The 14,970-nt window shown below is 65.5% G+C and carries 19 protein-coding genes; 13 read left to right on the top strand and 6 right to left on the bottom strand.

Annotated features, from left to right (window positions below; genetic code table 11):
- Nucleotides 1-155: 155 nt before the first annotated feature.
- The 4 genes from GR167_RS09860 to GR167_RS09875 all read right to left on the bottom strand — a co-directional run bounded on the left by GR167_RS09860 (nt 156) and on the right by GR167_RS09875 (nt 4,228).
- Nucleotides 156-1,427 carry a bifunctional folylpolyglutamate synthase/dihydrofolate synthase gene (locus tag GR167_RS09860; RefSeq protein ID WP_160973291.1) on the bottom strand — a complete coding sequence of 424 codons (1,272 nt, stop codon included), beginning with the start codon at nt 1,425-1,427 and terminating at the stop codon, nt 156-158.
- Nucleotides 1,424-2,362, bottom strand: a complete 939-nt coding sequence (gene accD / locus GR167_RS09865) for an acetyl-CoA carboxylase, carboxyltransferase subunit beta (RefSeq protein ID WP_160973292.1) — start codon at nt 2,360-2,362, stop codon at nt 1,424-1,426. Before accD ends, GR167_RS09860 begins: the two co-directional genes overlap by 4 nt.
- A gap of 64 nt (nt 2,363-2,426) precedes the next feature.
- Nucleotides 2,427-3,326: a CPBP family intramembrane glutamic endopeptidase gene (locus GR167_RS09870; RefSeq protein ID WP_160973293.1), complete on the bottom strand. Its 900-nt coding sequence runs from the start codon at nt 3,324-3,326 to the stop codon at nt 2,427-2,429.
- 8 nt (nt 3,327-3,334) lie between these two features.
- Nucleotides 3,335-4,228: a CPBP family intramembrane glutamic endopeptidase gene (locus tag GR167_RS09875; protein ID WP_160973294.1), complete on the bottom strand. Its 894-nt coding sequence runs from the start codon at nt 4,226-4,228 to the stop codon at nt 3,335-3,337.
- 185 nt (nt 4,229-4,413) lie between these two features.
- Here GR167_RS09875 and GR167_RS09880 point away from each other — a divergent pair, with 185 nt between their 5' ends.
- From GR167_RS09880 to GR167_RS09930, 11 genes are all read left to right on the top strand, one after another.
- Nucleotides 4,414-5,292, top strand: coding sequence for a hypothetical protein (locus tag GR167_RS09880; protein WP_160973295.1), 879 nt, complete (start codon nt 4,414-4,416; stop codon nt 5,290-5,292).
- A 49-nt stretch (nt 5,293-5,341) separates the two neighbouring features.
- Nucleotides 5,342-6,118: a DUF6478 family protein gene (locus GR167_RS09885; protein ID WP_160973296.1), complete on the top strand. Its 777-nt coding sequence runs from the start codon at nt 5,342-5,344 to the stop codon at nt 6,116-6,118.
- A gap of 12 nt (nt 6,119-6,130) precedes the next feature.
- On the top strand, nt 6,131-6,508 hold the full coding sequence (locus GR167_RS09890) for a hypothetical protein (RefSeq protein ID WP_160973297.1): 378 nt from the start codon (nt 6,131-6,133) through the stop codon (nt 6,506-6,508).
- A 116-nt stretch (nt 6,509-6,624) separates the two neighbouring features.
- A complete protein-coding gene (locus GR167_RS09895) occupies nt 6,625-6,957 on the top strand; it encodes an ArsR/SmtB family transcription factor (RefSeq protein WP_160973298.1) in 333 nt (110 codons plus the stop codon).
- Nucleotides 6,958-6,976: 19 nt separating this feature from the next.
- Nucleotides 6,977-7,459: an arsenate reductase ArsC gene (locus GR167_RS09900; protein ID WP_235915895.1), complete on the top strand. Its 483-nt coding sequence runs from the start codon at nt 6,977-6,979 to the stop codon at nt 7,457-7,459.
- Nucleotides 7,460-7,508: 49 nt separating this feature from the next.
- A complete protein-coding gene (locus GR167_RS09905) occupies nt 7,509-8,015 on the top strand; it encodes an arsenate reductase ArsC (RefSeq protein ID WP_160973300.1) in 507 nt (168 codons plus the stop codon).
- A complete protein-coding gene (locus GR167_RS09910) occupies nt 8,012-8,701 on the top strand; it encodes an aquaporin (protein WP_160973301.1) in 690 nt (229 codons plus the stop codon). The genes GR167_RS09905 and GR167_RS09910 overlap by 4 nt, the downstream gene beginning before the upstream one ends.
- Entirely contained in the window at nt 8,698-9,120 is a 423-nt protein-coding gene (arsC, locus tag GR167_RS09915; protein WP_160973302.1) for an arsenate reductase (glutaredoxin), read from the top strand. The genes GR167_RS09910 and arsC overlap by 4 nt, the downstream gene beginning before the upstream one ends.
- A complete protein-coding gene (gene arsH, locus GR167_RS09920) occupies nt 9,113-9,829 on the top strand; it encodes an arsenical resistance protein ArsH (protein WP_160973303.1) in 717 nt (238 codons plus the stop codon). Before arsC ends, arsH begins: the two co-directional genes overlap by 8 nt.
- A 26-nt stretch (nt 9,830-9,855) precedes the next feature.
- Nucleotides 9,856-10,158: a monooxygenase gene (locus GR167_RS09925; protein ID WP_160973304.1), complete on the top strand. Its 303-nt coding sequence runs from the start codon at nt 9,856-9,858 to the stop codon at nt 10,156-10,158.
- 140 nt (nt 10,159-10,298) lie between these two features.
- Nucleotides 10,299-12,323: an NADPH-dependent 2,4-dienoyl-CoA reductase gene (locus tag GR167_RS09930; RefSeq protein WP_160973305.1), complete on the top strand. Its 2,025-nt coding sequence runs from the start codon at nt 10,299-10,301 to the stop codon at nt 12,321-12,323.
- 71 nt (nt 12,324-12,394) lie between these two features.
- On the opposite strand, the gene GR167_RS09935 is transcribed toward GR167_RS09930, so the two are convergent.
- Nucleotides 12,395-12,733 (bottom strand): antibiotic biosynthesis monooxygenase family protein, encoded by a 339-nt coding sequence (locus GR167_RS09935; RefSeq protein ID WP_160973306.1) that lies wholly within the window; start codon nt 12,731-12,733, stop codon nt 12,395-12,397.
- Complete coding sequence (locus tag GR167_RS09940) at nt 12,730-13,053, bottom strand: NIPSNAP family protein (protein WP_160973307.1); 324 nt, start codon at nt 13,051-13,053, stop codon at nt 12,730-12,732. The genes GR167_RS09935 and GR167_RS09940 overlap by 4 nt, the downstream gene beginning before the upstream one ends.
- Nucleotides 13,054-13,127: 74 nt before the next feature.
- On the opposite strand from GR167_RS09940, the gene GR167_RS09945 reads away from it, so the two are divergent.
- A complete protein-coding gene (locus tag GR167_RS09945) occupies nt 13,128-13,820 on the top strand; it encodes an ArsR/SmtB family transcription factor (protein ID WP_160973308.1) in 693 nt (230 codons plus the stop codon).
- Between the two features lie 62 nt (nt 13,821-13,882).
- Nucleotides 13,883-14,791, top strand: a complete 909-nt coding sequence (locus tag GR167_RS09950; protein WP_160973309.1) for an AEC family transporter — start codon at nt 13,883-13,885, stop codon at nt 14,789-14,791.
- Nucleotides 14,792-14,970: the final 179 nt, after the last annotated feature.

Genomic DNA, 14,970 nt, shown 5'->3' on the forward strand with positions numbered 1-14,970 from the left:
TATTCCGTTCCGGCAGAGTGTGGAACGGAAAGGGCGATGCCCCGCGCCCTCGAATTCCGATGATTCGAATCTAGGCGAATCAGTGCGAATCAGTCAACAGGCACCGATTCGATTTCCCCGAATCGGCGCTGATAATTCGTATAGGGTGCTCTCTTTCAGCCGTTTTCGCGCAGAATGGCGCCCGCGAGGTAGAGCGATCCGCAGATCAGGATGCGGGCATGGGGGTCGGTGGCGGCGATTTTCGCGACGGCCTCGGTGACCGATCCGGCGGTGCTGGCCGTCATCCCGGCGCGGGTTGCGGCGTCTGCGGTGACCTCGGCGGGCAGGGTGTTGGCCTCGCCCGGGATCGACACGGCGGTCAGGCTTGCCGCATGCGGGGCCATCGGCGTCAGGTAGCCCGCGATGTCCTTGGTGTTGAGCATGCCGCAGACCAGATGGGTCGGGCGGTGCGGCAGGGTGGCCAGATGCGCCGCCAGCGCCTGCCCCGCGGCGGCGTTGTGCCCGCCGTCGAGCCAGAGTTCGGCCTCGGGCGCGGCGTCGATCAGCGGGCCCTGTTTCAGCCGCTGCATCCGGGCGGGCCAGAAGGCTTTGCTGACGGCGGCCTCATAGGCGGCTTCACCCATGTTCAGGTGGCGCAAAGCGGCCAGGGCGGCGCTCGCGTTCTGGATCTGGTGTGCGCCGGGCAGGTTCGGCAGCGGCAGGTCGAGAAGCCCGTTCTCGTCCTGGAAGATCAGCCGCCCGCGTTCCTCGAACGCGTGCCAGTGCTGGCCATAGGCGATCAGCGGCGCGCCGAGGCGGGCGGCGGTGGCTTCGATCACATCCATCGCCTCGTCCTGTTGCGGACCCACCACGCAGGGGACGCCGCGCTTGATGATCCCGGCCTTTTCGCCTGCGATCTTGGTCAGCGTGTCGCCGAGGAACTGTTCGTGGTCGATGGACACCGGCGTGATGATGGTCAGCGCGGGTTTTTCGATCACGTTGGTGGCGTCCAGGCGACCGCCGAGGCCGACTTCCAGCAGGGTGTAATCGGCTTCGACCCGCGACATCGCCAAGATCGCGGCGCAGGTGGTGATTTCGAAATAGGTGATGTTGCCGCCGTCGTTGGCGGCATAGCATTCGTCCAGCACCTCGCTCAGGTGCTGTTCGGAAATCAGCTCGCCCGCCAGCCGGATACGTTCGTGGAAGCGCGCCAGGTGCGGCGAGGTATAGGCGTGCACGCGCTTTCCTGCGGCTTCCAGCCCGGCGCGGATCATCGCCTGGGTCGATCCCTTGCCGTTGGTGCCGGCGATATGGATCACCGGCGGCAGCTTGTCCTGCGGATTGCCGAGCGCATCCAGCAGCCGCCACATCCGGTCCAGCGTCAGGTCGATGATCTTGGGGTGCAGCGCCATCATCCTCTCAAGGATGGCGTCGGAACCACTTGTCATTTCTTGGCGTTTTCGGCAGCGGGCTCCTCCGCCGTTTCCGGCGGCGTCGCCTCGTCGGGGGCGGGCAGGTCGCCCTTGATCGCGGGGGGCTGGCCCATCAGCATGCGGATGATGGTGACCAGTTCGTCACGCATCTCGGTGCGCTTGGTCACGCGGTCCAGCATCCCGTGATCCAGCAGGTATTCGGCGCGCTGGAACCCTTCGGGCAGCTTTTCGCGGATCGTCTGTTCGATCACCCGCGGACCGGCAAAGCAGATCAGCGCGTTGGGTTCGGCGATCTGCACGTCGCCCAGCATCGCGTAGGATGCGGTGACCCCGCCTGTGGTCGGATGGGTCAGCACCACGATGTAAGGCAGGTTCGCTTCCTTCAGCATCTGCACCGCGACGGTGGTGCGCGGCATCTGCATCAGCGACAGGATGCCTTCCTGCATGCGGGCGCCGCCGGCTGCGGAAAACAGGATCAGCGGGCGTTTCAGTTCGACCGCCTTTTCGGCCGCCGCGATGATCGCGTTGCCGACATACATGCCCATCGAGCCGCCCATGAAGGAAAAGTCCTGCGCCGCGGCGACTACGGGCGTGCGGCCAATCTCGCCCATGGCGACCAGCATCGCTTCCTTTTCGCCGGTCTTCTTTTGCGCGGCCTTCATCCGGTCGGGATATTTCTTCTGGTCGCGGAAATGCAGCGGGTCGGCGATCGGGTCGGGGACCTCGACCTCGGTGAAGATGCCGCCGTCGAACAGCCCGGTGAAACGGTCGCGCGGGGTGATCGCCATGTGGTGGCCGCAATTGGTGCAGACGTTGAGGTTGTCGCTCAGTTCGCGGTGGAACAGCATGGTTCCGCATTCGTCGCATTTGGTCCACAGATTTTCAGGCACCTCGCGGCGCGAGAAGATCGAGTTGATCCGCGGGCGGACGTAGTTGGTGATCCAGTTCATGAGCTGTTTGACCCCTTGGTCTCGTTTAGAGCAGTCAGATAAGCCCCGCGCGGCGGAAATGCAATCAGCGCCTTAGCACCATTCGCGTCGCAAGCCACATGACCAGCAATGTTCCCAGTTCGACGACCAGCCCCAGCGACGGGAACGGTTCGGCGGTGACAGAGGGCGGCAACAGGTCGGTGGAGGGCGGGAACAGGAACAGCGCCAGCCCCGAATCCGGCGCGCCGCGTTCGGAAAAGAACAGGAAGGCATAGACGTTATTGGCCAGGTGGAACCCGACCGCCGCGCCCAAGCTGCCGGTGCGCGCGGTCAGGTCCGAGGCGACCAGCCCGAAGAAGAAGGCCCAGGTGACGTATTCCATCGCGTCAACTGGATCGGTGCCGCTTTCCCAATGCGCCGCGGCGAACAGGAGGTTCGGCCCGATCATCCAGATCCAGGTCGACGGGAAGCGCGCGGCCAGCTGTTGCTGGATATAGCCGCGATAAAGCAGTTCCTCGGCGGCGACCTGCACCGTCAGACCGGCCAGGGCGAAGGGCAGCAGCAGCAGCCAGCGCCCCACGCCCAGCGTATCGGCCCCGGCGGTGGACCAGTAGGGCGGCAGAATCTCGATCAGAAGGAAGGTGCCAAGCCCGGCGAAAAGCGCCAGCATGAAGCCTTCCTTCGCAGGCTCGACCGGGCCGACCAGGCTCATCGGCGGGCGGAAATTCAGGTAGCGGGCGACCAGCATCACCGACCCGCCCAGCAGCGCGAAGCTGAACAACTGCGCCAGCAGGCCGGCAGCGGTGGTGCCGTAGTAATAGGCGTCGCCGATCTGCGGCGGGAACGAGTCCAGCACCGCGCTGATGATATCGAGCCCCAGCCCGTAAAGCAGTTCGATGGCGATCACGCCGAAGATCAGCCGCGACACTTCGGGGGTCAGCCGGGCAGTGGCGATGAAATCGGAATGGGGGCGATAGGCGCGCATGATCCCCCCTAGCGCCGCAGCGCCAGCCGCGCGGCCAGCCAGCTGACGAAAAGCGTGCCCAGATCGACCAGCAGCAGCGGCGTCACCGTGTCGGCATCGGCAAGGTCGATCGGCTGATGATAGAGCGACAGGCCCGACAGGGTTTCGTCCTGCGAATAGATCAGGATCGCCCAGGCATTGGCGGCGAAATGCAGCGCGATGGCCGGGCCCAGCGTCCCCGCCCGCGCGGTCAGGTCCGACGCGGCCAGCGAAAACGCCGCCGCCCAGCCGATGAAGAGCCAGGCGTTCGCCCCCGCCTCGGGGCGGTAATGCAGCAGCCCGAACAGCAGCGCCGGGCCCAGCATCCACACCGCGGTCGCCTTGAACCGCGCCGCCAGCTGTTGCTGGACATAGCCGCGAAACACCAGTTCTTCGGTCCCGGTCTGGATCAGCAGCGCGGGCAGGGCCAGCGGCAGCAGCAACACCCAGTCGCCGAAAGGCCGTTGCGGCACCAGGTCGGCGGACCATTCGGCGGGCGGCAGCAGCCAGATCGCCAGGAATATCAGCGCGTTCACCCGCAGCACCCGCCAACCCTGCCGCAGCGCCAGCCGGGGCGGCCCCAGCAGCGACAGCGGCGACCGCCCGTGCAGCTGATGCGCCACGGCGCTGACCGCGACGGCCATGCAGACGAAGCTGCCCAGCAGGTACAGCGTACCCGCCGGGCTGTTGCCGGTCTCAAGCATGGTCCTGAAATCGAAATAGCCGTCATCGCCCAGCACGATCATCACGCACGCGTCGAGCGCCTGCAGCAGCCCGATATAGATCACCGTCGCCATGATCAGCCCGGCGATCAGCCGCCAGGCTTCGGCCCGGGGCCGGGCCGGGCTGACGAAAGCCGCGTGGGCGGAATAATCTGGGTGCATGCCTGTGGTCCTGGCGGCGGCGCCGTCTGATTTGCTTTGGCGGTGATCATAGGGGGGAACGGTGCGCCGGAACAGGGGCGCTTTGCGACAAACGGACTTGTGCGGTTGGGGCGGCTTGGCTATCCCAAAGAAAAGACGAAGAAAACACCATGCGGCGGTGTCTGGTGGACCGGCGCATAACGGGTATGGCAGACAGGTATGGCACCGGGGGGATGGCCGCTGCAATGATCGACGGCAAGGCAAAATCCGCATTGCGCGCGGTCGTGGCGGGCGTGTTGCTGATGTCCCTCTCGGGCTGCCTGTCTCTGAGTGGTTTCGGCGGCGAAGAAGACGAGGCGCCGGACCTGGGGCTACACCGGGCCGAACTGGCCGGGGGCGACGTGGTTGTGGTGGCGCCGCAGGGCTATTGCATCCAGCGCGAAACCCTGCGCAGCGGCGCGACGGGCGGTTTCGCCCTGCTGGCCAGCTGCGAAACCCTGACCGGATATATCAGCGGCTACGATGTCGAACCGGTGGTGATGACTATCGCCGCGGTGCCGCGCCATTCGGAGGCGCCGGAACCCGATGCCGAAGAAATCGCCGCCGCCCTGGGCGACCGCAAGCTGCTGCGCCGGATACATGGCGACGGGCTGACCATCGTGCAGGTCGAAGCGCCCGAGGGGCTGACGCCCGAAGACGACCCGCGCCACTGGCGCGCGATGATGGTGCTGAACGGCAAGATGGTGGGGCTGGCGGTCTATGGCCCCAAGGGCAGCGCGGTGACCGGCGAAAAGGGGCTGACCATGCTGAGTTGGCAGGCCGAGCAGTTGCGCGAGGAAAGCCCGCAGATGCAGCCGGTCTATGGCCCGCCTGCCGGGGCCGTGCCGGTGATCGCGGCGGCGGTTGAGCCGCTGCCGGCGGTCGACCCGGCGATCGATGCCGTGCCTGATCCTGCCGCCGATCCGCTGGCGGCGATCCGGCCGGTGGCCCGGCCCGGCACTTCGGATGGCATGGAAGATGAAACGACACCGCCCGGGCGCAAGCGCCGGGGCGTGAAAAAAATCTTTGCGGATTTGTTTAGTTGATCCCTAATCGCTAGAACGGGGCAAGAGCAGTCAGAATGGGGCGGAACAGATGGCAGGCATGAGCGGCCGCAAATTCCTCAGGGACGTCATTGCCAAGCGCGCCCTGCGCCGCTGGGCCAAGACCGCGCGCGACGCCAAGGACACCGACCTGCCGGTGCTGCGGCGGCAGCGGACCCGGGCGCGCGAACTGCGCTATCACCTGAACGAACTGATCCACGTGGCCGACAGCCGGCTGGCGCTGCCGATGATCGGATCGACCAGTTTCCACAAGCCGCAGGGGTCGGACTGGGCCTGGCGGCCGCAGCTGTGGCGCGGGCCGCTGCCGGTGCCGGGCCTGTCCACGGTGCAGAACAAAAGCCAGCTCGGCGACGAGGTGACGCTGTTCCACGATTGCGCCTTTTCCGAACTGACCCTGCGCCAGCTGCGCAATACGCGCGCCGCCGACCTGGCGCCGTTCGGGCTGCGGATGGACGTGTTCAAGTTCGACGGGTCGTTCCTGTCGGTGGTGATCGACCTGCCGCCCGAGGCGGTGCAGGGGCTGAAGCGGCGGCACCTGCTGCGGATGGATACGATCGTGGAAATGGAACAGCCGCTGGAGATTTTCGCGCGGCTGAACATCCGCCACGGCCCCAATACCGAACAGATCGTGCGCGAATTGCCGCTGCACGAAGAGGAAATCATGGTCGAATTCGACCTGGCCTATACCAAGATGAACGAAAAGCGGGTGGAACGCGCCTGGCTCGACCTGATTTTCGAAGGCCCCCAAATGAACCAGGTCATCCTGCGTGACCTGACATTCAGCCGCCGCCCCCGGGCCGAACTGTAAGGACCATCCGCGATGACCGACCTGACACTGACCAAAACGCGCCTGTTCGAAGGGGTTTGGGAAGGCGTGCTGAGCAGCAGCGCGCAGTTTCGCATCCAGCCGCAGATCGAGGTGACCCATCTGGAAAAGCCGCTGTCCGGGGTGGAGCTGATCGAGGATGGCGAAAAGGACCATTGGGTGTTGCGGGTGCCGATCCCGGCCGAACTGCTGTCGGACGGGGTGCAGAGCTTCCTGATCCGCGATGCCGACAGCGGCGAGACGCTGGAAAGCTTTTCGATCCTCGCGGGCGAAGCTTTGGCCGACGATATCCGCGCCGAGATCACCCTGCTGCGCGAAGAGCTGGACATGCTCAAACGCGCCTTCCGGCGCCATTGCCTGGAAACGATGTAGGCGATTGTTTGTAGGGCCGCCCGGTCTGAAACCTGAAAGCACTGTCACAGAAGTTTCACCTTGCGGGGTGTAGTCTGCTGTTGCGTTCCGCCAGTCATATCCATATATCATGAATTATGGATAAAGAAAAAACACTCGCCGCTTTCGCCGCCCTGTCGCAGGCCAGCCGCCTGGATGCCTTCCGGCTTCTGGTGCAGGCCGGACCCAAGGGCATGGCCGCGGGCGAAATCTCGGACGCTTTGGGCGTGAAACAGAACACCATGTCGGCAAACCTGTCGGTGCTGTTCCAGGCCGGGCTGGTGCGCAATCTGCGCGAAGGCCGGTCGATCCGCTATTTCGCCGATATGGAGGGGCTGCGCGGGTTGCTGACCTTCCTGATGGAAGATTGCTGTGGCGGCGAACCCGATCTGTGCCGTCCGGTGCTGGATTCGATTGCCTGCGAGTGCTGAGAAAACTGTGATGGATGAAATGAAGAACATTCTGTTTCTGTGCACCGGAAATTCCGCCCGTTCGCTGATGGCCGAAGCGATCATGAAGCGCGAAGGCCGCGGGCGGTTCCGCGCCTATTCCGCCGGGTCGCAGCCGGCGGATGCGCCCCATCCCTATACGACCGACCTGCTGAAGCGGCTCAATCACGGCACCGAAAGCGTGCGGACCAAGAGCTGGGACGAATTCGCCGGTGTCGGTGCGCCCGGGATGGATTTCGTGTTCACCGTCTGCGATCAGGCCGCGCAGGAGGTCTGCCCGGTTTGGCCCGGCCAGCCGATGACCGCCCATTGGGGTGTGCCCGACCCGGTCAGGGCGGAAGGCAACGAGGCCGAGAAACGGCTGGCCTTCAGCGAAGCCTACCGGATGCTGAACAACAGGATTTCGATCTTCGTGAACTTGCCCTTCGAGGAGTTGGACAAGCTGAGCCTGCAGCACAGGTTGGACGAGATCGGCAAGGGCTGAATGTCCCGGCAACGGGCGCGACATAATCAAGGACAACGGTGAGGACCTCATGGCTGAGACCAAGAACGTGCTGTTTCTGTGCACGGGAAATTCCGCCCGCTCGGTTCTGGGCGAAGTATTGCTGAACGAATTGGGCGAGGGCCGGTTCCGGGCCTATTCGGCGGGATCGAAACCGACCGGGACGCCCAATCCCTTCGCGATCGAGCTTTTGGACGGGCTGGGATACGACACCGGCTATGTCCGGTCGAAAAGCTGGGACGAATTCGCGGGTGAGGACGCGCCGGAGATGGATTACGTGATCACCGTCTGCGCCTCGGCGGCAGGGGAAACCTGCCCCTACTGGCCCGGCGCGCCGGTCGGCGCCCATTGGGGCATCCCCGATCCGGCAGGCGCCGGGGAAACGGATGAGGAAAACCGCGAAGCCTTCCGCGTCGCCTACGCCCGGATGAAGCAGCGGGTCGAGGCCTTCCTGGCGCTGCCGCTGGAGGACATGGACCTGACTGAGCAGAAGGCGGCGTTGGCCAAGATCGGCACGGATTCGGAGGGCGCGGCATGAACCAGGACCTGACACGCCGGTTGCTGGCCGAAGCCTTGGGCACGCTGCTGCTGGTCTGCACCGTGGTCGGGTCCGGCATCATGGCCGAAACCCTGACCGAGGACGTGGCGCTGGCGCTGCTGGGCAACACGATCCCGACCGGCGCGATCCTGGTGGTGCTGATCACTATCCTGGGGCCGATTTCGGGGGCGCATTTCAACCCCGCCGTTTCGCTGGTCATGGCGATCAAGGGCAATCTGAAATGGGTCGAATTCACTCCTTACGTGGTGGCGCAGGTCGTGGGCGCGGTGCTGGGCAGCGTGGTGGCCCACGCGATGTTCGCGCAGGAGCTGATCCAGGCCTCGACCCACTTGCGCAGCGGCGGGCCGCAATGGTTCGCCGAAGGGGTGGCCACGTTCGGGTTGCTGCTAACCATTCTGGGCGGCGTGCGCTACAAGGTCGAAGCGGTGGCGTGGCTGGTGGGGCTGTATATCACCGCCGCCTATTGGTTCACCGCCTCGACCTCCTTCGCCAACCCCGCCGTCACCATCGGGCGGGCCTTCACCGACACGTTTTCGGGCATCTACCCGGCCCATGTGCCGGGCTTCATCGCGGCGCAGATCATCGGCGCTTTGATCGGTCTTGGCGTCGGCGCGATCCTGTTCGTGCCCGACCGCGATCCCGTCAGCGGAAGGAAAGCCGCATGAGCGTCGTCATCCATCACAACCCGGCCTGCGGCACGTCGCGCAACGTTCTCGATATCATCCGCAAGGCGGGCTACGATCCGGTGGTGATCGAATACCTCGAAACTGGCTGGACCCGGCCGCAATTGCTGGCGCTGTTCGCCGCCGCCGATTTGACCCCGCGCCAGGCGCTGCGCACCACCAAATCGCCCGCCGAGGAACTGGGCCTGCTGGACCCCACGGTGCCCGACGAGGTACTGCTGGATCACATGCTGGACCACCCGGTTCTGGTGAACCGCCCCATCGTCTGCACGCCCAGGGGCGTCAGGCTGTGCCGCCCGTCCGAGGTGGTGCTGGACCTTCTGGACAACTGGCCCGAAGGCCCGCTTTACAAGGAAGACGGCCAGATGATTTTGAACGAAAACGGAGACCGCGTTGACTGACACGCCGAATATCGAAGAGCAAAGCTTCGCCCCGATTGATGAAAACAGCCTGTTCCCGACCGAGCGCGCCACGCACAAGCCGCGCATCCTGCTGCTCTACGGATCGCTGCGCGAACGGTCCTATTCCCGGCTGATGGTCGAGGAAGCGGCGCGCATCCTGGAACGGTTCGGCTGCGAGACGAAGATTTTTAATCCCTCCGGCCTGCCGCTGCCCGACGACGAACCTGCCGATCACCCCAAGGTGCAGGAATTGCGCGACATGGTGATGTGGTCCGAGGGCATGGTCTGGTGTTCGCCCGAACGCCACGGCGCGATGACCGGGATCATGAAGGCGCAGATCGACTGGATTCCTCTGGCGCCCATCGGCGGTATCCGCCCGACGCAGGGCAAGACGCTGGCCGTGATGCAGGTCTGCGGCGGATCGCAAAGCTTCAACGCGGTGAACCAGATGCGCATCCTCGGCCGCTGGATGCGGATGATCACCATCCCGAACCAATCCTCGGTCCCCAAGGCGTTCCACGAATTCGACGACGATGGCCGGATGCTGCCCAGCCCGTTATACAACCGCGTGGTGGACGTGATGGAGGAGCTGGTGAAATTCACCCTGCTGACCCGTAGCCAGTCGTCCTATCTGACCGATCGCTATTCGGAGCGGGTGGAGAGCCTGGAAGAGCTGTCGAAACGGGTGAACATGAAATCCGCGACCTGAGCGCGGGTTTCTGTTAACCTCGATTCATGATTACAGAGATCGTGACATTCGACCTGCCCGAGGGCATGAGCCGCGAAGAGGTCCTGGCCAAATACGAGGCCACGCTGCCGCGTTGGCGCGCCAACCCGGACCTCATTCGCAAGACCTATCTCTACGATCCCGCCGGCAATCGCGGCGGCGGGATTTACCTGTGGCCCTCGGTAGAGGCTGCGAAGGCGGCGCATGACGCCGACTGGTGCAGGCTGGCCGAGGAAACCTATGGCAGCGCGCCGCGTTTCGATTATTTCGAGACGCCGCTGATCGTGGAAAACGTCGTGGAAGCGGATTGAGGCCGCGCCCGGCGCGCGCCGGGCGATCCCCCGCCCGCGCGGGCGGGGATGCCGCACCGCCGCTAACCCTTACGCTGCGTTTGGGATGACAAGCCTGCCGCTCTCTGGCCAGATGCGGCCCGAATGCAGGGAGGCACGTCATGACCACATATCCGCACCTACTTGCCCCGCTCGACCTGGGTTTCACCACGCTGAAGAACCGCGTGCTGATGGGGTCGATGCATACCGGGCTGGAAGAAACCAAGGACTGGAACCGGGTTGCCGAATTCTACGCCGCGCGCGCGCGTGGCGGGGTGGGCCTGATGGTCACCGGCGGCATCGGGCCCAACCTGGAAGGATCGGTGCTGCCCGGCGCCTCGATGATGGTCAGCGACGAAGACGTGGCGAACCACAAGGTCATCACCAGCGCGGTGCATGACGCGGGCGGCAAGATCGCGATGCAGATCCTGCATGCGGGCCGTTATGCCTATGGCCCGAAATGCGTGGCGCCCTCGGCGATCAAATCGCCGATTTCGCCCTTCCCGCCGACCGAGCTGGACGAGGACGGGATCGAGAAGCAGATTTCGGACATCGTCAACGCCGCCGTGCTGGCGCAACAGGCCAGCTATGACGGGGTCGAGATCATGGGGTCGGAGGGCTATTTCCTCAACCAGTTCCTGGTCACCCATACCAACAAGCGCGAGGACCGCTGGGGCGGGTCCTACGAGAACCGGATGCGCCTGCCGATCGAGGTTGTGCGCCGCACCCGCGAGGCGGTGGGCACCGATTTCATCATCATTTACCGGCTGTCGATGATCGATCTGGTGCCCGAAGGGTCGACCCATGAGGAAGTCGTGCAGCTGGCGCGGGAGGTCGAAAAGGCCGGCGCCACCATCATCAATACCGGCATCGGCTGGCACGAGGCGCGGGTGCCGACCATCGCGACTAGCGTGCCGCGCCGCGCCTTTGCCTGGGTCACCAAGAAGCTGATGGGCAAGGTCGGCATTCCGGTCGTGACCTCGAACCGGATCAACATGCCCGACGTGGCCGAGGACGTTTTGGCCGAAGGCTGCGCCGACATGGTGTCGATGGCGCGGCCCCTGCTGGCCGATGCCGATTTCGTGGTCAAGGCGGAAACCGGCCAGGCCGATCACATCGCGCCCTGCATCGGTTGCAACCAGGCCTGCCTGGATCACACCTTCGGCGGCAAGCTGACTTCCTGCCTGGTCAATCCGCGCGCCTGCCATGAAACCGAACACGCGATCACCCCTGCCGAACAGCCCAAAAGCATCGGCATTGTCGGCGCGGGCCCGGCCGGGTTGTCGGCGGCGCTGACCGCGGCCGATCGCGGCCATGCGGTGACCCTGTTCGACAAGGCGGACCGGATCGGCGGGCAGCTCAACATGGCGCGCCAGGTGCCGGGGAAAGAGGAATTCCACGGGCTGGTCGATTGGTTCGCCACGATGGTCGCCGATGCCGGGATCACCGTGAAGCTGAACACCGAGGCCGGGGTGGACGACCTCAAGGGCTTCGACGAGGTGGTGATCGCCACCGGTGTCGTGCCGCGCGACCCGGGCATCCCGGGGCAGGAGCGCGACAACGTGCTGTCCTATATCGACGTGCTGCGCGACAAGGCCGAAGTCGGTAACAAGGTCGCCGTCATCGGCGCCGGCGGCATCGGGTTCGACGTGGCCGAATTCCTGGTGACCGGCGACAGCCCGACGCTGGACCTGCCGGAATGGATGCGCGAATGGGGCGTTGCCGACCCCGAGGCGGTGCGCGGCGGGCTGGCCCCGGAAGGGCCGCAGCCGGAACCGCCCGTGCGCCAGGTCACGCTGATGCAGCGCAAGGCCAAGGCCCTGGGCAAGGGGCTGGGCAAGACGACGGGCTGGATTCACCGCGCCGAGCTGAAGATGAAGCAGGTCGAGATGATCGGCGGCGTGAATTACGAGAAGATCGACGACGCAGGCCTGCATATCAGCTTCGGTGAGGCGCGGGAAAATCCCCGGGTGATCGACTGCGACACGGTGGTCCTGTGCGCCGGGCAGCTGAGCGAGCGGTCGCTGGCCGACGCGCTGGAGGCCGAGGGCATCGCCTGCCACGTGATCGGTGGCGCCGACGTGGCGGCGGAGCTCGACGCCAAGCGCGCGATCAATCAGGGCACCCGGCTGGCGGCAGCGCTGTAGGGCGAGGGGCAGGGTGACCCGACCGCGCGGTCGGGTCGTCGCCCGGCGCGCGCCGGGCGGTCCCTGACGGGTTAGGCCGACGCGCTGTCCTTCGGCGCCTGATCCCGGTCCGTCATCCCGTAATCGCGCAGCACCTGCACCACTTTCAGCCGGTAATCGGCAAAGATGCCGGCGCGGCCCTTGGCCTGCGCCACGCGGTGCTCGGCCAGGTTGCGCCAGGTCTGCACCGCCTCTTCATCGCGGAAGAAGGACAGCGACAGCAGCTTGTCGGGATCGTTCAGGCTTTGGAACCGTTCGACCGAGATGAAGCCGTCGACCTGTTCCAGCAGCGGCTTCAGGTCGGCGGCGATGTCGAGGTATTCGGGCTTGCGCCCCTCGGCGATGTGGACTTCGAAAATGATCGCGATCATGGCTGTTCTCCGTGCGGGGTTGAGGCCAGTTTGAAAAAGCAGCGGTCTTCGCGCAACAGGAAGCCTTCGCGTTGGGCGAATTCATAATTTTCCCGCCCCAGCGGATCGGCGGCCAGCCGGGTGCGGTAGGATTCGTAATCGGCAAGGCTGGGGATGTTGTAGATGCCATAGGCGAGCGTCGTCGATCCTTCGTGCGGGGCGTAATAGCCGATCAGTTCGGCGCCGTTGCGCGGGATCGCCTGGCCCCAGTTGCGGGCATAGGTTTCGAATTGGGCCTTCTTGGTCGGGTCGATCTGGTAGCGGATGATGCAGGTCAGCATTTGCGGTCTCCTTTGTCGTGACAGCCGACCTATAGCGGCTTGCCCGAACGCAATGCTTCGGCCATGATCGAACTATGAAAGAAGGTCCCGATATCGCCCGCATCGCCGCTTTGATCGGCGATCCCGCCCGCGCCAATATCCTGACCGCGCTGATGGCGGGCAAGGCGCTGACCGCCAGCGAATTGGCGCAGGAGGCGGGGGTCAGCCTGCAGACGGCCTCGGCCCATCTGGCCAAGCTGGACCAGGGTGGACTGATCGCCATGCGCAAATCGGGGCGGCACAAATATTTCCGGCTGGCGGGGGACGAGGTCGCCGGGGTGCTTGAGGCGCTGATGGGGCTGGCGGCCGGTACCGGGCATCTGCGCACGCGGACCGGGCCGCGCGACGCAGCGATGCGCCGGGCGCGGGTATGCTACAACCATCTGGCCGGGGAAATGGGCGTGCGGATGTATGCCGCGATGCTGGATCGCGGATACCTGCGGCAGGAGGGCGAGGCGCTGGCGCTGACCCCGGCGGGGGCGGATTTCGTCGCCTCGCTGGGGATCGACTTGGGCGCACTGCCGCGCAGCAAGGCGCCGCTATGCCGCGAATGCCTGGATTGGAGCGCACGGCAATCGCATCTGGCCGGGCAGCTGGGCCGGGCTATGTTGAGCCATTTCATCGCCCAGGGCTGGGCCCGGCGGGAGGAGGGCAGCCGGGTGGTCCGGTTCGGCCCGGCGGGCGAGGCCGCCTTCGACAGGTTGTTCGGCGCGGCGGAACCGGCCTGAGCCCGGGCGCTTTGCCCTTGTTCGCGCCCGGCCCGCGCCGTTAGATGCCAACAGGGGGCATCATGGTTTTCATCTCGATCCTTTTGGGGCTGTTGCCCAGTTTCCTGATGGTGGTTCTGGGCGGTCTGATCCGCAACCGTCTGCCGGTGAGCGCCTGGCAGGGGCTGGACCGGCTGAATTTCGAAATCCTGTTCCCGGCGCTGATTTTCGTCGCGGCCTCCAGCCGCCCGATCGCGGTGCGGGATATGGCCAGCATCGGGCCGGCGGTCTGGGCGATCCTGCTGTTCGCGCTGTCGCTGGGATACCTGGCGCGGCGGTTCGGGCCTGACAGTTTCCGCGATTTCGCCGGCGCCTGGCAGACCGCGTGGCGGTTCAACACGGCGCTTGGTTTCGTCGCGGTGGAAACGCTGAGCCCGGCACCGGTGGGCGAATTGGCGGTGGCGGTGGGGCTGGCGATCCCGATGGCCAATGTCTTTGCCGTCACCGCCCTGTCGCGCGGTAGCGGCGATCTGCGGCAAACCGTGCTGAAGGTGGCGAGTAATCCGTTCCTTCTTGCCTCGGTCTCCGGCGTGTTGGTGGGGGTGAGCGGCATCACGATCCCGGCCCCGGTGATCGCGCCGTTGGAAATGCTGTCGCGCGCGGCGATCCCGGTGGCGTTGATTTCCGTTGGCGCAACAATGAACTGGGGCGCGCTGGCGCGGCTGAACCGGTTCAGCGGTATCATCGTGGCAACCAAGCTGATCGCCGCGCCCGCCGCCGCCCTGACCCTGTGCCTGATCCTGCAGCCGGGCGAGGCGGTGGCGCGGACGCTGGTTCTGTTCGCGGCGCTGCCCACGGCGTCGGCGGCGCATGTGCTGGCGGCAGGCTTCGGGGCCGACCGGGAACTGGCGGCGACGCTGGTGGCGCAGTCGACACTGCTGGCGGCGGCGACCCTGCCGCTGTGGATCACCGCGATTGCGCTGGTGTTTTAAGGCGTCGCATCCTGAAGCGGACAGGGGGCAGTCCCCGGGCCACCCCATCCACCGCCGCATTGTTTCGTCGTTTCCGTGTCATTAACGATCCCCGACAATACCGCGATATTGTCCTGCGCCTGCCCCAGTGCTGCCCGATTTCACCCCGATACAGGATCGCAAGAGCAGAACACGTGAAG

The organism is Thalassovita mangrovi, assembly GCF_009857745.1.
GTDB lineage: Bacteria > Pseudomonadota > Alphaproteobacteria > Rhodobacterales > Rhodobacteraceae > Thalassobius > Thalassobius mangrovi.